The organism is Streptomyces sp. NPDC127197 (assembly GCF_042672405.1).
In the GTDB taxonomy this organism is placed as follows: Bacteria; Actinomycetota; Actinomycetes; order Streptomycetales; family Streptomycetaceae; genus Streptomyces; species Streptomyces flavusporus.
In genome coordinates, this window is the sequence record NZ_JBHXVG010000004.1 from 170124 (window position 1) to 187698 (window position 17575).

18 protein-coding genes are annotated in these 17575 nt (G+C 71.4%); 9 read left to right on the forward strand and 9 right to left on the reverse strand.

Annotation, left to right across the window (positions count from 1 at the left end; all coding sequences use genetic code 11):
- Window positions 1–2: 2 nt before the first annotated feature.
- On the reverse strand, window positions 3–734 hold the full coding sequence (locus tag ACFVJQ_RS08265) for a type 1 glutamine amidotransferase (protein ID WP_224733199.1): 732 nt from the start codon (window positions 732–734) through the stop codon (window positions 3–5).
- A 24-nt stretch (window positions 735–758) separates the two neighbouring features.
- Window positions 759–1997 (reverse strand): MurT ligase domain-containing protein, encoded by a 1239-nt coding sequence (locus ACFVJQ_RS08270; RefSeq protein WP_224733200.1) that lies wholly within the window; start codon window positions 1995–1997, stop codon window positions 759–761.
- Between the two features lie 156 nt (window positions 1998–2153).
- Here ACFVJQ_RS08270 and def point away from each other — a divergent pair, with 156 nt between their 5' ends.
- Entirely contained in the window at window positions 2154–2693 is a 540-nt protein-coding gene (gene def, locus ACFVJQ_RS08275) for a peptide deformylase (RefSeq protein ID WP_385508977.1), read from the forward strand.
- A 95-nt stretch (window positions 2694–2788) separates the two neighbouring features.
- On the opposite strand, the gene ACFVJQ_RS08280 is transcribed toward def, so the two are convergent.
- Complete coding sequence (locus ACFVJQ_RS08280) at window positions 2789–3430, reverse strand: TetR family transcriptional regulator (RefSeq protein ID WP_224733202.1); 642 nt, start codon at window positions 3428–3430, stop codon at window positions 2789–2791.
- A gap of 169 nt (window positions 3431–3599) precedes the next feature.
- On the opposite strand from ACFVJQ_RS08280, the gene ACFVJQ_RS08285 reads away from it, so the two are divergent.
- Window positions 3600–4826 (forward strand): acyl-CoA dehydrogenase family protein, encoded by a 1227-nt coding sequence (locus ACFVJQ_RS08285; protein WP_385508976.1) that lies wholly within the window; start codon window positions 3600–3602, stop codon window positions 4824–4826.
- Between the two features lie 52 nt (window positions 4827–4878).
- Here ACFVJQ_RS08285 and ACFVJQ_RS08290 read toward each other — a convergent pair whose 3' ends face one another.
- The 5 genes from ACFVJQ_RS08290 to ACFVJQ_RS08310 form a co-directional block, all read right to left on the reverse strand.
- Entirely contained in the window at window positions 4879–5115 is a 237-nt protein-coding gene (locus ACFVJQ_RS08290) for a DUF6213 family protein (RefSeq protein ID WP_224733204.1), read from the reverse strand.
- 25 nt (window positions 5116–5140) lie between these two features.
- Entirely contained in the window at window positions 5141–6526 is a 1386-nt protein-coding gene (locus ACFVJQ_RS08295; protein WP_385508975.1) for an NADP-dependent succinic semialdehyde dehydrogenase, read from the reverse strand.
- 74 nt (window positions 6527–6600) lie between these two features.
- Window positions 6601–7065, reverse strand: a complete 465-nt coding sequence (locus ACFVJQ_RS08300) for an NUDIX domain-containing protein (protein WP_385508974.1) — start codon at window positions 7063–7065, stop codon at window positions 6601–6603.
- Window positions 7062–8600, reverse strand: a complete 1539-nt coding sequence (locus ACFVJQ_RS08305) for an ATP-dependent DNA ligase (protein WP_385781873.1) — start codon at window positions 8598–8600, stop codon at window positions 7062–7064. Before ACFVJQ_RS08305 ends, ACFVJQ_RS08300 begins: the two co-directional genes overlap by 4 nt.
- A 29-nt stretch (window positions 8601–8629) precedes the next feature.
- Window positions 8630–9559 (reverse strand): NAD(P)/FAD-dependent oxidoreductase, encoded by a 930-nt coding sequence (locus ACFVJQ_RS08310; RefSeq protein WP_385781876.1) that lies wholly within the window; start codon window positions 9557–9559, stop codon window positions 8630–8632.
- A 79-nt stretch (window positions 9560–9638) separates the two neighbouring features.
- Here ACFVJQ_RS08310 and ACFVJQ_RS08315 point away from each other — a divergent pair, with 79 nt between their 5' ends.
- The 6 genes from ACFVJQ_RS08315 (at window position 9639) to ACFVJQ_RS08340 (ending at window position 14902) form a co-directional block, all read left to right on the forward strand.
- A complete protein-coding gene (locus ACFVJQ_RS08315; RefSeq protein ID WP_385508971.1) occupies window positions 9639–10211 on the forward strand; it encodes a helix-turn-helix domain-containing protein in 573 nt (190 codons plus the stop codon).
- 105 nt (window positions 10212–10316) lie between these two features.
- Window positions 10317–11282, forward strand: coding sequence for an NADPH:quinone oxidoreductase family protein (locus ACFVJQ_RS08320; RefSeq protein ID WP_129796588.1), 966 nt, complete (start codon window positions 10317–10319; stop codon window positions 11280–11282).
- Window positions 11279–12460 (forward strand): acyl-CoA dehydrogenase family protein, encoded by a 1182-nt coding sequence (locus ACFVJQ_RS08325; RefSeq protein WP_385781879.1) that lies wholly within the window; start codon window positions 11279–11281, stop codon window positions 12458–12460. Before ACFVJQ_RS08320 ends, ACFVJQ_RS08325 begins: the two co-directional genes overlap by 4 nt.
- Window positions 12457–13533 carry an acyl-CoA dehydrogenase family protein gene (locus ACFVJQ_RS08330; RefSeq protein WP_385781881.1) on the forward strand — a complete coding sequence of 359 codons (1077 nt, stop codon included), beginning with the start codon at window positions 12457–12459 and terminating at the stop codon, window positions 13531–13533. Before ACFVJQ_RS08325 ends, ACFVJQ_RS08330 begins: the two co-directional genes overlap by 4 nt.
- Before the next feature lie 205 nt (window positions 13534–13738).
- A complete protein-coding gene (locus ACFVJQ_RS08335) occupies window positions 13739–14605 on the forward strand; it encodes a phosphatidylinositol-specific phospholipase C/glycerophosphodiester phosphodiesterase family protein (protein WP_385508968.1) in 867 nt (288 codons plus the stop codon).
- A gap of 102 nt (window positions 14606–14707) precedes the next feature.
- Window positions 14708–14902 carry a hypothetical protein gene (locus ACFVJQ_RS08340; protein WP_224733213.1) on the forward strand — a complete coding sequence of 65 codons (195 nt, stop codon included), beginning with the start codon at window positions 14708–14710 and terminating at the stop codon, window positions 14900–14902.
- A gap of 30 nt (window positions 14903–14932) precedes the next feature.
- On the opposite strand, the gene ACFVJQ_RS08345 is transcribed toward ACFVJQ_RS08340, so the two are convergent.
- Entirely contained in the window at window positions 14933–16171 is a 1239-nt protein-coding gene (locus ACFVJQ_RS08345) for a phosphodiester glycosidase family protein (RefSeq protein ID WP_385781885.1), read from the reverse strand.
- A 344-nt stretch (window positions 16172–16515) separates the two neighbouring features.
- On the opposite strand from ACFVJQ_RS08345, the gene ACFVJQ_RS08350 reads away from it, so the two are divergent.
- Window positions 16516–17556, forward strand: a complete 1041-nt coding sequence (locus tag ACFVJQ_RS08350; RefSeq protein ID WP_385781888.1) for an NAD-dependent epimerase/dehydratase family protein — start codon at window positions 16516–16518, stop codon at window positions 17554–17556.
- Window positions 17557–17575: the final 19 nt, after the last annotated feature.

The following is a 17575-nucleotide window of genomic DNA, read 5'->3' on the forward strand; positions in this document are numbered from 1 at the left end:
CCTCAGGCAGGCTGCTGTTGGGCCGCCGCGATGCGCTCGCTGCGCAGCGCCTCGTACCAGCGGTCGTCGGTCGGCGGCAGTGCGTTCACGTCGAGTGCCAACTTCAGCAGCAGGTCCGCGATCTGCGGGTTGCGGGCGAGCACGGGACCGTGCATGTACGTGCCGAAGACGGTGTCGTTGTACGCGCCCTCCGTTCCGTCGCCCGTGCCGTTGCCCTTGCCGAGGCGGACCTGGGCCAGGGGGCGGGCGGTGGGGCCGAGGTGGGTGACGCCCTGGTGGTTCTCGAAGCCCGTCAGCGGCGGCAGGCCGAGGCGCGGGTCGATGTCCGCGAGGACGTCACCGACGCACCGCTCGCCCTCGCCGCGTACCGAGACGACGTCGAGCAGACCGAGGCCGGGCTCGCGCTGGCCGAGGTCGTTGATGAACTCGTGGCCGAGGATCTGGTACCCGGCGCAGACGGAGAAGACGATCGCGCCGTTCCCTACCGCCCGGTGCAGACCCCCGTCACGGCGCAGCCGCTCGGCCGCCAGCCGCTGCGGCCGGTCCTCGCCGCCGCCGATCAGGTAGATGTCGCCGGAGGTCGGGATCGGCTGGTCACTGCGCACATCGAGCCGGGCCACGTCCAGGCCCCGCTGCCGGGCCCGGCGCTCCACGACGAGGACGTTGCCCTGGTCGCCGTACGTGCTGAGCAGGTCGGGGTAGAGCCAGACGACCCGCAGGCTGTTGTCGCTCATGAAGTCACTGTCCTTACGAGTACGTCAGTTGCCGACGCGGCGGCGCAGATCCTGGAACGCGGTGTAGTTGGCGATGACCTCGATACGGCCCGGCGGGGCCATCTGCACGGCCTGGTCGAGGTTCTCGCAGACCTGGAAGTGCTGGTTCGCGACCTCCAGACGGACCGCGAGGTCCAGCTTGCGGTCGCCGATGACGAGGATCGGGTGCCCGGTCAGCCGCGTGTAGTCGACGTCCCACAGCCAGGAGGTGTCCGTACCGTCGGCGCTGCGCGCGTTCACGGACAGGATCACCGGGGTCGGCGGCGGGTCGATCAGGGAGAAGGTCTCCAGCCAGCCGGCCGGGTTCTTGGCGAGCAGCAGCCGCAGATCGCGCTCCATGAACTGCACGACGTCATAGCGCCCGGCCACCGCCTGCACCTGGTACATGCGTTCCAGGGCGACCTGCGGCGGCACGCCGAACACGGCGGCGACGGCGGCGGAGGAGGCGGCGTTGGCCTTGTTGGCGCGGCCCGGCAGCTGGAGGTGGATCGGCCAGGCGGAGCCGTGCGGGTCGAGGACGTGGTCGCCGGACAGCGCCCAGCTCGGCGTCGGGCGGCGGAAACCGCACTCACCGCAGTACCAGTCGTCGCCGGGGCGCTGCATCACGCCACCGCAGGACGGGCAGGACCAGGCGTCGTCCTTCCACATCTGGCCGGCGGCGACCCAGATCACGTTGGGGGAGGAGGAGGCGGCCCACACCACGAGCGGGTCGTCCGCGTTGGCCACGACGACCGCCTTGGACCCCGCGAGCCCCTCACGCCAGTTCTCGGCCAGCATCCGGGTCTCGGCGGCGCGGTCGAGCTGGTCGCGGGAGAGGTTGAGCAGGGCGATGCACTTCGGGTCGGTGTCCCGGGCGACCCCGGCCAGGTACTTCTCGTCGACCTCGATGACGCCGTACCGCGCGTCCGAGCCGCCGGCGAGCGCCGAGGTGATGCCGGCCGGCATGTTGGCGCCGAGCGCGTTGGACACGACCGGGCCTGCGGCGCGTAGTGCCTCGGCGATGAGCCGGGTGGTCGTGGTCTTGCCGTTGGTCGCCGAGACCAGGACCACGTCCAGGTTCTGGGCGAGCCGGGCGAGGAGGTCGGGGTCGAGTTTGAGTGCCACCCGGCCACCGATCACCGAACCGCTGCCGCGCCCTGCTGCGCGCGATGCCGCAGCGACCGCCTTGCCCGCGGTCACGGCCAGCTTGGCCCGCGGTGTGAGCGGGTCCGAGTTGCCTGCCATCAGTTCTCGATCCTCCTTGCGTACCCGCCGCGCCGTAGCATCCGGCAACGTGGTGAGGCCTCAGCCTATCGAGATCCACTCACGTGCCCGAATCGCGGCACCATCACGATCCTTGCGCGCGGGGCGCGCGCCAGCGAGGACCGTACCCTTGCCGCCATGCGACACGGCTCCATCCCGGGCGCCCACGGGCGTGTCCGGCCCCTCACCCTGCTCGGCGACCCGATCCTTCACACACCCTGCACGGAAGTCACCGAATTCGGCCCCGAACTCGTCCGCCTGGTGGAGGACTTGTTCGCCACGATGTACGCCGCGCAGGGAGTGGGCCTGGCCGCGAACCAGGTGGGCGAGCCGCTGCGCGTCTTCGTCTACGACTGCCCGGACGACGATGACGTACGTCACCTCGGCCATGTGGTGAACCCACGCCTGGTGGAAACGGACGGCGTGGTGGTCCGCGGCCCGGAGGGCTGTCTGTCCCTGCCGGGCCTGGAGGCAGGGACGGAGCGCTACGACCACGCGGTGGTGGAGGGTTTCACGATGACGGGGGAGCCGGTCACGGTGCACGGTACGGGTTTCTTCGCCAGGTGCCTGCAACACGAGTGCGACCACCTGGAGGGCCGGGTGTACGCGGACCGCGTGAAGGGCTGGCGCCACAGACGACTGATGCGCCAGGTGGCGCGAGCCTCATGGCGCAGGTGACTGGAGAAACCCCAGGGGTGCGGGGCTGTATCAATATGCGGCTCCGCCGCGTGGGCGGGAGCAACCACAGACAGCCCGCAGACAACACCCAACCGTCAGAACCCCGGACCCCCTATCTTGTCCCCCGCTGCCGCAAGGCGACCCCACAGCAGGTCAGCCAGACTCCGCACCAACTCGGCCCGGGAACAAGGCCGTTCCCCCAGCCACCAGTCCCCGGCCGCATGCATCATCCCGACGATCCCATGCCCCCACACCCGGGCAAGCTGCTGACTCCCGGGCCCGAGATCCAACCGCTCCTCGATCACCTGGGCAAGCTCCTCACCCATGCGCCGCAGCAACGGCGCCGAGTGCTTCCCCACATCGAACTCCTGGTCCCCCGACGAGCCCTCCGCGGGATGCATCAGAAACCGGTACACCTGAGGCCGCGCCTCGATCGCCGCAAGGTAGGTGTCCAGCGTGGACTCGACCCGCTCCCGCCGCTCGGCAGGCGCGTCCAGCGCCGCCCGCAGCGAATCCAGCAGCGCGTCCGTGTGCCGCTTGGCCAGTGCCGCGTACAGACCGCCCTTGTCACCGAAGTGGCGATAGAGGATCGGCTTGGTGATGCCGGCCTCCGCGGCGATCGCGTTCATCGAGGCCTGCGGACCATCGCGCAGCACCACTCGGTCCGCGGCCTCCAGCAGCTCGCGCCGTCGGCGGTCGGCGGACCGCTGCTGCTCGGTCCGCTGCGTGGTGTCCATGAGCTCTCCCCACCCGTGCTGAATCGGTGACGCCTGCGCAAACTAACACTCGGCTCGCCCAGGACCTCGAACGGGCTGCCGAGGAGTCCTCGTGAGTTGACTTTTCCTACCCATGGGTAACAGACTGCGGTTACCGCAAGTAACATGCATGTGCGCCGCTGGAGGGGACATGGCCGAGTTCACCATGGAGCTCAACGACGAACAGAAGGAGGTCCGGGACTGGCTGCACGGCTTCGCCGCCGACGTCATCCGTCCCGCGGCCGCCGAATGGGACGAGCGTGAGGAGACTCCCTGGCCGGTCATCCAGGAGGCCGCCAAGGTCGGCATCTACTCCCTCGACTTCTACGCCCAGCAGTACTTCGACCCCACCGGGCTCGGCATCCCGATGGCCATGGAGGAACTCTTCTGGGGTGACGCGGGCATCGCCCTGTCGATCGTCGGCACCGGCCTCGCGGCCGTCGGTGTGCTCGCCAACGGCACCGAGGAGCAGATCGGCACCTGGATTCCCCAGATGTACGGCGATGCGAGCGACGTCAAGGTGGCCGCGTTCTGCTCCTCCGAGCCCGACGCCGGCTCCGACGTCGCCTCCATGCGCACGCGTGCGGTGTACGACGAGGCCAAGGACGAGTGGGTGATCAACGGCACCAAGACCTGGGCGACCAACGGCGGCATCGCCAACGTCCATGTCGTCGTCGCGGTGGTCGACCCGGAGCTGGGCTCCAAGGGCCACGCGTCCTTCATCATCCCGCCGAACACGCCCGGCCTCGCCCAGGGCCAGAAGTTCAAGAAGCACGGCATCCGCGCCTCGCACACCGCCGAGGTGATCCTCGACAACGTGCGCGTGCCCGGTTCCTGCCTGCTCGGCGGCAAGGAGAAGCTCGACGAGCGGCTGGCGCGGGCCCGTGAAAAGGCGAAGAAGGGCGGCGAGCGCGTCAAGAACGCGGCGATGGCCACGTTCGAGGCGTCCCGCCCGGCGGTCGGCGCGATGGCGGTGGGCACGGCACGGGCCGCGTACGAAGTGGCGCTGGACTACGCGACGACCCGCGAGCAGTTCGGCCGCCCGATCATCGACAACCAGGGTGTGGCGTTCCAGCTCGCCGACATGCGCACCTCCATCGACGCGGCCCGTCTGCTGGTCTGGCGCGCCTCCTGGATGGCGGTCAACGGCAAGCCGTTCACGGCGGCCGAGGGTTCCATGTCCAAGCTGTTCGCCAGTGAGACCGCCAAGAAGGTCACCGCGCAGGCGATCCAGATCCTGGGCGGCAACGGGTACACGCGGGAGTACCCGGTGGAGCGGATGCACCGGGATGCCGCGATCTACACGATCTTCGAGGGGACGAGCGAGATCCAGCGGCTGGTGATCGCGCGGACGATCTCGGGGATGTCCGTTCGCTAGCAACCAGTAAGCGGACTGTGGGACGGGTGGGGCCAAGGGTTGCGGGGAACCGCTAGGACCCGGCCCCACTGCTGTGCGCAATACACGCCACGTCGATGCGATCGGCCAACTTGGCCAGCTCGATGGTCAGCGCGGCCACGGTATCCTCGTCGAGCCCCTCCTGCCCGGCCTCCACCAGATGCAGCCACCGCCCGCCCACCGTGCGCAGCAGCTTGCTCACGTCGGCCGCAGCCACCTGCAAGGTACCGCGGTCGTCGACGATCAGAGGGAGAGTCACTTCGCGGTTCACAAAGGGGATCGTAACCGCGGAAGGCTCACGCTCCGTGCCATACGGTCGTGATGTTGCAGAACTCGCGGATTCCGTGCCCGGACAGCTCACGCCCGTACCCGGACCGCTTGACCCCGCCGAACGGGAACGCCGGGTGGGACGCCGTCATCCCGTTGACGAACACGCTGCCCGCCTCCAGATCCCGTACAAAGCGGTCGACCTCGGCCTCGTCGCGCGTCCAGACGTTGGAACTCAGCCCGAACAGTGAGTCGTTGGCGATCAGCACCGCCTCGTCCAGATCGCCGGCGCGGTACAGCGTGGCGACCGGCCCGAACGCCTCCTCGCGGTGGATCCGCATCTCCCGGGTGATGCCGGTGAGGACGGTCGGCGGGTAGTACCAGCCGTCCCCTTCGGGCCGCTCGCCGCCGCACAGCACCGTCGCGCCGGAGCGCTTGGCGTCGTCCACCAGTTCCTCCAGATCGGCCCGGCCCTGCTCGCTGGAGAGCGGTCCGACCTCCGTCTCCTCGTCCATGGGGTCGCCGACCCGCAGTGCCTTCATGCCCTGGGTGAAGCGCTCCGCGAAGGCGTCGTAGACATCCGTGTGCACGATGAACCGCTTGGCGGCGATGCACGACTGCCCGGTGTTCTGCACCCGCGCCGTCACGGCGACCTGCGCCGCCCGGTCGATGTCCGCCGACGGCATGACGACGAACGGATCGCTGCCGCCCAGCTCCAGCACCGTCTTCTTCACCATCTCCCCGGCGGTGGACGCGACCGCGCGCCCGGCCGGCTCGCTGCCGGTGAGGGTGGCCGCCCTGACGCGCTCGTCGCGCAGGATCTCGTCGACCGCGCTCGCGCCGATGAGCAGGGTCTGGAAACAGCCCTCGGTGTAGCCCGCCCGGTGGAAGAGGTCCTCCAGGTAGAGCGCGGTCTGCGGCACGTTCGAGGCGTGCTTGAGCAGGCCCACGTTGCCCGCCATCAGCGCGGGCGCCGCGAAGCGGATCACCTGCCACAGCGGGAAGTTCCACGGCATCACCGCGAGCACCGGGCCGAGCGGCCGGTAGCGGACCCGGACCCGGGAGGCGCCGGAGTCCTTCACGTCGGAGTCGGCGGGCTCCTCGTCGGCGAGGAGTTCCTCGGCGTGCTCGGCGTACCAGCGCATCGCCTTGGCGCACTTCGCGGCCTCCGCGCGCGCCTGCTTGATCGGCTTGCCCATCTCGGTGGTCATCACGCGGGCGATGTCCTGCTGGTCCTCGTCCAGGAGGTTCGCGGCCTGGACCAGCAGGCGTGCACGGTCGACGAAGCTGCTCTGCCGGTACGTGCGGAACGTGGCCTCGGCGAGCTGGAGCCGACGCTCGATCTCCTCGGCGCCCATGGCCTCGTACGTCTTGAGCGTCTCGCCGTTCGCCGGGTTCACCGTTGCGATGGGCATGGCCGACCTCCTCGGAGCGACTGTGCTTCGACCTTCCCGCGCGGTGCCGGGCACCGCAACGCGTACACATCTCTTCAGGCCGAGTGCTCCGCCAGGCGGTCGAGAAACGCGGCCTGGGCCTTGACGATCACCTCGCGGGCCCGGTCCAGGCCGAACCACTCCACGCGGTCCAGTTCGGGGAACTCCTGGGCGCGTCCCGACTTCGGCGGCCACTCCATCGTGAAGGTGCCGGGGCTGATGGACGCCGGATCCAGGTCGGCCTCGACCGCCCAGGCCGTGACGATCTTGCCATTGGTCTGCCGGACCTCCCCGAGCGGGACCGCCTCGCCGTCCGGCGGTGGCAGCCCGAGTTCCTCCTCGAACTCCCGGCGGGCGGCCTCCCACGCGGGCTCCCGGGGGTCGTACTCGCCCTTCGGCACGGTCCACGCTCCGGTGTTCCGTCTGGCGAAGAAGGGGCCGCCCATATGGCCGAGCAACACCTGAAGGCCCTGGTCGGTGTGCCGGAAGAGGAGCAGTCCGGCGCTTCGTCTGCCCGTCAAGGAGCCACCTCCGGGTGTGCGGCCAGCAGTGTCTCGACGGTGTCCGCATCTTCCGGGCGCTTGTCCTCGCGGTAGCGGACCACGCGGGCGAAGCGGAGGGTGACGCCGGCCGGGTAGCGGGTGGACCTCTGCAGTCCGTCGTAGGCGATCTCGACGACCAGTTCGGGGCGGACGGTCACCACGTGACCGGTGTCCTCGACGGCCAGCTCCCGCAGCCGTTCGGTCTGCCAGGTCAGCATCGCGTCGGTCATGCCCTTGAAGGTCTTGCCGAGCATGGCGAAGCCGCCGTCCGCGGTGCGGGCGCCCAGGTGCAGGTTGGAGAGCTTGCCGGTGCGGCGGCCGTGGCCCCACTCGGCGGCCAGCACCACCAGGTCGAGGGTGTGGACGGGCTTGACCTTCAGCCATGAGGCGCCCCGCCGGCCGGCGCTGTAGGGCGCGTCGAGGGCCTTGACCACGACGCCCTCGTGGCCGCGGCGGAGCGTCCCGGCGAGGAAGTCCTCCGCGGCCGGTATGTCCTCGGGGCCGGAGACCAGCGTGCGTCGTACCCGCATCGGTTCGGGGACCAGGCGGGCCAGCTCCGCGTGCCGCTCGGCGAACGGCAGGTCGAGCAGGTCGCGGCCGTCGACGGACAGCGCGTCGAAGAAGACGGGGGAGACCGGCACCGCCTGCGCGGCCGTCGTCACGTCCACCCGGGAGCCGACCCGGCCGGCCGTCTCCTGGAACGAGCGGGGCCGTCCGGCGGCGTCGAAGGCGATGACCTCGCCGTCCAGCACGAAGTGCTCGCCGCGCAGTTCCCGCGCTGCCTTCGTCAGCTCGGGCAGCCGGTCGGTGATGTCGTCGAGGGTGCGGGTGTAGAGGCGTACGTCGTCGCCGTCGCGGTGCACCTGGACGCGGATGCCGTCCAGCTTCTCCTCCACCGCGCAGGCGCCCAGCCTGCCGACCGCCTCCGCCACCGAGGACGCGGTGTGCGCCAGCATCGGCAGGACGGGACGGCCGACGGTGAGCCGGAACCGCTCCAGTGCCCCGGGTCCCTCCGCGAGCAGCGTCTGCGCCACCGTCTGCAGCGACCCGGCCAGCATCACCGCCCGCCGGACGTCCGCGGGCGGCGCCCCGGTCGCCTCGGCGAGCCCCTCCACCGCGAGCGCGTCCAGGGCGCCCTGCCGGACCTCGCCGGTGATCAGCCCGAACAGGAACCGCTGCTCCTCCTCGGTCGCGGAACCCATCAACTCCCCGACCAGCCGGGCCCGTTCGGCCTGCGAGCCGGTGCCGGTGACCTTGCCGATCCGGGTGAGCCGGGCGTCCACCTCGCGCACGGTCAGGGCCGGCTCGGTGGCCGGGGCGACCCGGCGGCTCAGCACCTTCCAGCCGATGCCGAGCCGCCCCTGCGGGAGCCGGCCCGCGAGGTAGGGGATGACGATCGGCACGTCGTCCGCCTCCGCGTCCCGGAACAACTCGGCGAGCAGGGCGATCTTGCGGGACCGCGCCGAGGTGGCGGCGACCTCCCGGGACACGTCGGCGAGCCGGGTCAGCAGCATGCAGCCATGGTGCAACGGCGATGCCGGGACTACACCCGCATAGCCGCGTCGAGGTCGGTCATCAGCAGTTCCCCGTTGATCGTGGCGCCCGCGCGGTAGCCGCCGCTCGCCGCGTTCACGACCTGCTCCGAGAACCCCATCGCGTTGCCCGCGGCCCATACGCCCGGCACGGTCGTCAGGCCCGTCGCGTCGACCACGGGGTAGGCGCCGAACGGGGTTTCGTTCAGCTCGGCGCCGAGCCGCTGGAGCAAGCCGGTCTGCGGGACGGCGCGGGGTGCGACGAACAGCACCTCGCGGGCGTGGGCCGTACCGTCCGCGAGCCGGACGCCGGTGAGCCGGTCGTCCTCCACCACCAGGCCGGCGACCTGACCGGGCACCACGTCCACCCCGGCCGCGGCGAGGCGGCGCAGGTCGTCGTCCGTCAGGTCGTCCTCGGCGACCTCGTGCAGGAAGAAGGTGACGTCCTTGGACCACTGGGTGACGATCAGCGCCTGGTGCACGCTGTTCGGGCTGGTGGCGAGCACGCCGAAGGCCTGGTCGCGGACCTCCCAGCCGTGGCAGTAGGGGCAGTGCAGCACATCCCGCCCGAACCGTTCGGCGACCCCGGGGACCGTCGGCAGTTCGTCCTTGAGTCCGGTGGTGACGACGAGCCGGCGGGCACGCACGGTCCGTCCGCTCGCGAGCTCCACGGCGAAGTCCTCGCCCTTGGTGACGTCCACCACGGTGTCCCGGACGAGCTCCACGCCGTACTGCGCGATCTCCTCCCGGCCGATCGCCAGGAACTCGGCGGGCGGCATGCCGTCCCGCGACAGATAGCCCTGCATGTGGGCCGCCGGTGCGTTGCGGGGCTCGCCGGCGTCGACAACCAGGGTGCGGCGCCTGGCCCGCCCCAGGACGAGCGCGGCGGACAGGCCGGCCGTGCCGCCGCCGACGACGATCACTTCGTATGTCTCGGTCATGGTGACCACCTCCACGACAGAAGGTCGCCCCGCCGATGCCGTGTTGACAAATGTCTTTGCTGAAACTGCAATACGAGGCATGAGTACCGATGACGTTCTGGCAGGCGTGGGTCCGCGGCTGCGGCGGATCCGGAAGGAACGGGAGGTCACGCTCTCCGGGCTGTCCGAGGCGACCGGCATCTCGGTGAGCACGCTCTCCCGGCTGGAGTCCGGGCTGCGCAAGCCCAGCCTGGAGCTGCTCCTGCCGATCGCACAGGCCCATCAGGTGCCCCTGGACGAGCTGGTCGGTGCGCCGCCCGTCGGCGATCCGCGGGTGCGGGCCAAGCCGATCGAGATGCACGGCCGCACCCACTGGCCGCTCACCCGCCAGCCCGGCGGACTCCAGGCCTTCAAGGTGCTCGAGCCGCAGCGCAGGCTCGAACCCGACCCGCGCACGCACGAGGGCTACGAGTGGCTGTACGTCCTGTCCGGGCGGCTGCGGCTGGTGCTGGGGGAGCACGACGTGGTGCTCACGGCGGGGGAGGCCGCCGAGTTCGACACGCGCGTGCCGCACTGGTTCGGGTCGACGGGGGAAGGGCCGGTGGAGTTCCTGAGCCTGTTCGGGCCGCAGGGGGAGCGGATGCATGTGCGGGCGCGGCCCAAGCGGGCATGACCTGTTCCGGCCCGCGTGACGTACGCGACTGTTCCCTGATGGGCAAGCGACCGCTTAGTATGCGATCGACCCCGGTCGGACGAGGAAGTCGCGTGGAGGCCCCGCATGCAGGCATGGCAGGTGCACGAGAACGGCGAGCCGGGCGAGGTGATGCGCCTCGCGGACGTGGCGCCACCCACGCCCGGCGACGGCCAGGTCCTGCTGAGGGTGCGGGCCGCGAACATCAACTTCCCCGACGCCCTGCTGTGCCGGGGCCAGTACCAGGTGCGGCCCCCGCTGCCCTTCACGCCGGGCGTGGAGATCTGCGGCGAGACCGAGGACGGTCGCCGCGTGATCGCGAACCCGGCGCTGCCGTACGGCGGTTTCGCCGAGTACGCCGTGGCGGACGCCGCCGCAACTCTGCCCGCTCCCGACGCGCTGGACGACGCGGAGGCCGCCGCCCTGCACATCGGCTACCAGACGGGCTGGTTCGGCCTGCACCGCCGGGCCCGGCTGGAGGCCGGTGAGACCCTGCTCGTCCACGCCGCCGCCGGAGGGGTCGGCAGTGCGGCCGTGCAGCTCGGCAAGGCGGCCGGCGCCACGGTCATCGGTGTCGTCGGCGGTGCCCAGAAGGCCGCCGTCGCCCGCGAGCTGGGCTGCGACGTGGTGATCGACCGGCGTGCCACGGATGTCGTCGCGGCCGTGAAGGAGGCCACCGGCGGCCGGGGCGCCGACGTGATCTACGACCCGGTCGGCGGGGAGGCCTACGCCCAGTCCGCCAAGACCGTCGCCTTCGAGGGGCGGATCGTGGTCGTCGGCTTCGCGAGCGGGTCGATCCCCAGCCCCGCGCTCAACCACGCCCTGGTGAAGAACTACTCGATCCTCGGCCTGCACTGGGGCCTGTACAACACCAAGAACCCGAAGCTGGTCCAGCACTGCCACGAGCAGCTCACCGAGCTGGCCGCGCAGGGCGCCATCAAGCCGCTGGTGAGCGAGCGGGTGCCGCTCAGCGGGGCCGCGGCCGCCGTGCAGCGGGTCGCGGACGGCGTCACCACCGGCAGGATCGCCGTCGTCATGGAGGAGGCAGCATGATCGACGCCACGGAACTGCGCAGCCGCACACAGGAGTTGCTGGCCGCACATCCACCGGCCACCACTGACCGGCTCGACTTCCTCAGGGCCCGCTTCGACGCCGGGCTCGCGTGGGTGCACTACCCCGAAGGGCTCGGCGGACTCGGTGCCCCGCGCTCCCTCCAGGCCGTCGTGGACGCCGAGTTGGAAGCCGCCAACGCCCCCGACAACGACCCGCGGCGGATCGGCATCGGCCTCGGCATGGCCGCGCCGACGATCCTCGGCTTCGGCACCGAGGAGCAGAAGCGGCGGTACCTCAGGCCCCTGTGGACGGGGGAAGAGGTCTGGTGTCAGCTCTTCAGCGAGCCGGGCGCCGGCTCCGACCTGGCCGCGCTCGGCACCCGGGCCGTACGGGACGGCGAAGAGTGGGTCGTCAACGGGCAGAAGGTGTGGACGTCCAGCGCCCATCTCGCCCGCTGGGCCATCCTCATCGCCCGCACCGACCCGGAGGTGCCCAAGCACCGGGGCATCACGTACTTCATCTGCGACATGACCGACCCGGGTGTCGAGGTGCGTCCGCTGCGCCAGATCACCGGCGAGGCCGAGTTCAACGAGGTGTTCCTCACCGACGTCCGCATCCCGGACGCGCGACGCCTCGGCGGGATCGGCGACGGCTGGCGGGTCGCGCAGACCACCCTGATGAACGAGCGCGTCTCCATCGGCGGCATGCGGCTGCCCCGTGAGGGCGGCATGATCGGCCCGGTCGCGAAGACCTGGCGCGAGCGCCCCGAGCTGCGCACCCACGACCTCCACCAGCGGCTGCTGAAGCTGTGGGTCGAGGCCGAGGTCGCCCGGCTCACCGGCGAACGGCTGCGCCAGCAGCTCGTCGCGGGCCAGCCCGGCTACGAGGGTTCCGGCATGAAGCTGTCGTTCGCCCGCCTCAACCAGGAGATCAGCGGCCTGGAGGTCGAACTCCTCGGTGAGGAGGGTCTGTTGTACGACGACTGGACCATGCGCCGACCCGAACTCGTGGACTTCACCGGCCGGGACGCCGGCTACCGCTACCTCCGCTCCAAGGGCAACAGCATCGAGGGCGGGACCAGTGAGGTCCTGCTGAACATCGTCGCCGAGCGCGTCCTGGGCCTGCCTGCCGAGCCGCGCACCGACAAGGACGTCGCGTGGAAGGACCTGGCCCGATGACCGACCTGCTGTACTCGGAGGAGGAAGAGGCGCTGCGCGCCGCCGTCCGGGACCTGCTCACCGACCACTGCGACGCGGCCGGTGTGATCGCCCGCAGCGAGTCGGACGCGCCGCACGACATGGAGTTGTGGAAGCTCCTCGCCGACGGTATGGGGCTGGCCGGGCTGCTGGTGCCGGAGGACCGGGGCGGTCAGGGGGCCTCGCACCGCGAAGCCGCCGTCGTCCTGGAGGAGTTGGGCCGGGCGGTGGCACCCGTGCCGTATCTGACCAGTGCCGTCGTTGCCACCGAGGCCCTGCTGGCCTGTGACGACTCCGCCGAGCTGCTCGCCCGGCTGGCGTCCGGGCGGACGATCGGCGCCCTCGCCGTCGCCCTGCACCTCGCTCCGGGCGTCGCCTTCCCGGCCGTACGACTCGAGGACGGCGTTCTGCACGGCGAGTTGACCGGCATCGCGGACGCGTCGGCCGCGGACGTGCTGCTCGTGCCTGCGGACGACGGCGGGCTGTACGCCGTGGAGCGCGATGCCGTGACCGTGGTGCCGCAGGTGTCGCTCGACCTGACCCGGCCGGTGGCACGGGTGCGCTTCGACGGGGCGGCGGGGCGTCGGCTGGGCGACGCGGAGCCCGCCGTACGACGAGCCCTGCTGAGCGCGGCCGGGCTGCTCGCCTCGGAGCAACTCGGCCTTGCCGACTGGTCGTTGACGGAAACGGTCCGCTATCTGAAGGAGCGCAAGCAGTTCAATCGCCCTGTCGGCGGGTTCCAGGCGCTCAAGCACCGGCTCGCCCAGCTGTGGCTGGAGGTCGCGGGCCTCCGGGCCGCGGCACGGGGTGCGGCGGACGCGCTGGCGACCGGCGAGGACGTCGACGTGGCCGTCGCGGTCGCGCAGGCGTACGCCGCGCCCGTGGCCGTCCGTGCCGCCGAGGAGGCGCTGCAACTGCACGGCGGTATCGGGATGACCTGGGAACACCCGGTCCATCTCTACCTGAAGCGGGCCAAGGCGGACTCCATCGCGTACGGCACCGCGGGTGCCCACCGTGGCGCGCTGGCCGAGCTGGTGGACCTTCAGGCCCCCTGACGTACACCTGGAGAAGCGCGGTCGACGCGCGCGGGAATCCCGAGGAAAGCCCGCCCCACCTGGGGCGGGCTTTTCGGTGTGCCCCGGTCCGGTGAAGTGAACTGATGACGGCGGTCCGGCCAACTCCCTGCCCGGGCCTGCCTCTTGGGCGCTGCGGAACCGCATACTCGCTGGGGTTTCCATCCGTCCACCAGGGAGGCAGAGCATGGCCCTCACCACCCGTCGCAGAGCCCTCACCACTCTCGGCGCCGCCTTCGCGGGCGCGGTCGCCCTGCCCGGCGCGAGCGCGATCGCGGGCGAAGCGAAGAAGCACGGCCCGCGCCCGCTGTGGCGAGCCCACGCCCACAACGACTACGAGCACCCGCGTCCGCTCCTCGACGCGCTCGACCACCGCTTCGGCAGCGTCGAGGCCGACATCTACCTCGTCGGCGACCAGCTCCTCGTCGCCCACGACCCGGAGGACCTCGACCCGGCGCGCACGCTGGAGTCCCTCTACCTCGACACCCTCGCCGCCCGCGTCAAGGCCAACCACGGCCGGGTGTACCGCGGTCACCGCGGCTCCCTGCAGCTGCTCATCGACATCAAGACCGAGGGCGCCTCCACGTACCTCGAACTCGACCGCCATCTGCGCCGCTACAAGCACCTGTTCACGACATACGCCCACGGCCGGGTCTTCCCCGGACCCGTCACCGCCGTCATCTCCGGCGACCGCGCGGCCCGCGTGCCCATGGCGGCGCAGACCGTGCGCCGGGCCTTCTACGACGGCCGGCTCGCGGACCTCGGCAGCCCGGCGCCCGCCTCCTTCATCCCGCTGATCAGCGACAACTGGACGCTGAACTTCACCTGGCGAGGCGTGGGCGCCTTCCCCGACGCCGAGCGGCAGAAGCTGCGGACCATCATGCAGGCGGCACACTCGCGCGGGCAGAAGGTGCGGTTCTGGGCCACCCCGGACCTGGCCGGCCCCGCCCGGGACGCGCTGTGGACCGAGCTGCTCGCTGCCGACGTCGACTTCATCAACACCGACGACCTGCTCGGCCTGGAGGCGTTCCTGGACGCCCACGAGCAAGCGTAGAGACCACACGTTCGGGGGCATGTCAGCCGCCCGGACGAACCCTCCGCTACGCCACACTTGCGGCCGAAGGCCGCGCAGTGGACGTGGCGGAGGAGGTTGACCATGGCCATTTCCATCTCTGTGGTGCTGCTGCTTCTGATCCTGGCAGTGATCTTTCTGCGCAACGGCGGGCTCAAGCCCACCCATGCGATCGTCTGCCTGCTGCTCGGCTTCTACCTCGCGAGCTCGAGCGTCGCCCCGACCATCCACAGCGGCCTCACGGCCACGGCTGACATCGTCAGCGGCCTGAGACCGTGAGGACCGCGTGGAAGGGCGGGGAAGCCGGGGTCAGCCCGCGGAGAAGACCCCGATGCCGTTCGGAACCGGGCGCTCCACCCCGTCGGTGGGGTGATTGCGCACGGACACACCGCCCGCGCCCGGCGTGCGGGCGACCAGCGTCGACGAACCGCCACCGTCCAGGCTGAAGGCGTCCACCGAGCCCAGCTGCCGCATGGTGTCCGCCACTTCGGCGATCGTCAGACCGGTGCGGTACTCCGGCGCACCGTCCACCGCCAGCAGCAGCACGCGACGCCCGCCGTCCGCGATGCCCACGGCCGTGCGTACGGCCGAGGTCCGGTCGTCCAGGCCGGTCAACGGCAGACCGTCCCTGAGGACCGGATAGCCGCCGAGAGCGAAGCGGTACGGGACCCACGACTTCTGCGCCACCAGCCGGTGGCGCACCTGCACGGGCTCGCCCGTCGAGAACTTCCGCAGCTGCTGGGCACCCGCCTCCCGGCCCACCAGCACGGTGGTCCCCTCGGCGATCGGGCCGCTTCCGGGAGTGTCCGCGGCCGACACCACCCGGCCGTCCCTGACCGTCACCTCGTAGGTGTCCGTGCTGCACGGCGCCGCCCGGTCGGTGTCCGTGCCGCACGTGGCACGCACCCGGGAAGCGCTGCCCCAGGCCGGGGTGAACGCGCCGACCGAGCCCACCGGCAACGCGTACTGGTTGAGCCCGCCGAGCGGCAGTCGCCCCGCAGGCGTGGTGACCGACCCGTCCAGCGCCAGGCTGTCCAGCCGGGCCCGCCGGTCGACCCCGACGCCCACGACGTCCTGGGTGCTCGTGCCCGGCGGCAGGGCAGGACCGAAACGCTGGCCGTTCGGCACCGCCGCCTTCAGTGCCGTGCCGCGCGCGATCGCCGGTCCGACGCTCGCGCCGGTCGCCTGCACGCCCGGGTGCTGGACCTCGGTGATGTTGAAGAAGTCCCCGTTGACCCCGGCGACGGCCCCCCAGGCGTCGGCGAGTTGGGAGACGGTCGCCCGTGCGGCCACCGCTCCGGGGTACAGCAGGTCGAGGCGTACCCGAGGGTCGCGCAGGTCGACGCTCAGCACATGGGCGTGCGTCGGTCCCCTGGCCGCCTGGATGTCGAGTTCCCGGTAGACGACGCCCGGCGCGATCCGGGTCGCGTCCTCAGCGGCGCCGGCCGGTGCCGCCCCCACCAGGGCCGCTCCGGCCAGCGCGCCGAGTGCCGTGAGTACTGCCAGTAACGTTCTTCCTGCTCCGAACCTCTTCTGACGACGCGTCACAGATCCCCCTGAGGTCTCGTCAACTGTCTCAGGACACGGGGGAAGTGCACCAGACCACCGTGTCCGAGGGGGTGACGGGCACCCGACCGCGCGAGAACGGGCGGGAGAACGCGTGCTGTTGGCGGCGGTCAGGGGGTGAGCGCCGACGCCCGGTCGACGTGCGAGTGGCCGACCGGCCGGGGACGAGAGCGACGTGCAGGGTGGGTGCGGAGTGTCGTCGTCAGGCCGCTGTCAAGCGCAGCGCCATGTGGCACACCCATATCGGGCGGCGGAGTATAAAAGCGACTCTGTGGGGCACTCGAACAGCCCCGTCCGTCCTCATCGGCGGAAGGAAGGTTGTGCTCATGACGCCGATGACGTTCTCCGCCCTGCCGACGGCCGGGTGCCGCTGGGAGCGGGCCCTGGTGACCGGCGGCGCCGGGTTCCTCGGCTCGCACCTGTGCGAACGCCTCCTCGGCAGCGGGGTCGACGTCGACAGCGTGGACAACCTTTCGTCGGGGTCTCACGACAACGTCCGGCACTTGGTCGGCCGGCCTGGTTTCCGGTTCCTCGAACTCGACCTGGCCGAGCCCGGCTGTTCCGACGCCCTGGAGGCTCCGTACGACCTGATCCTGCACTTCGCAGGCCCGGCCTCGTCCGCCGAGTGCCGGCGGCACCCTCTGGACGCGCTCGACACCGCCGGCCGCGGTACCCACAACGCGCTGGCCGTCGCGGACCGGGCAGGCGCTCGGTTCCTGCTCGGCTCCGGGTGCCAGGTCTACGGCGATCCACTGGTGCATCCCCAGCGCGAGGACTACTGCGGCCACGTCGACCCCGTGGGACCGCGCAGCGCCCACGATGAGGCCCAGCGCTTCGCCGAGGCACTGACCACCGCGTACGCGACCGCCCACGGCACCGACGCCGGAATCGTTCGCGTGTTCAACACCTACGGCCCACGGATGCGGGCGGACGGCCACCAGGCGGTCCCCACCTTCATCACGCGGGCGCTGGCCGGGGCACCGCTGATCATCGAGGGCGACGGCAGCCAGACCCGCTCCCTGTGCCACGTCGACGACATGGTCGACGGCGTGCTGCTGGTGGCCGCGAGCCGGTCCGTCCGCCCCGTCAACATCGGCGGCGGCGACGAGCCGACCGTCCGGGAGATCGCCCGCCGGGTGATCGAGCTCACCGGCTCGCACTCGCGCCTGGAGTTCGCCGCCCGCCGCCCGCACGATCCGGCCCGGCGCCGCCCCGACACGACCCTGGTCCGGGAGATCTTCGGCTGGGTTCCGAGGGTCACCTGGGAGGAAGGGTTCCGCCGCACCATCGCCCACTTCGCGGACGTGTCGGCCGACCGCCGGCCCCTGCGCGCCGAGGGAGGTACCCGTCATGCGTGTTGCTGGTGACGGGCGAGGGGAGCGGTTG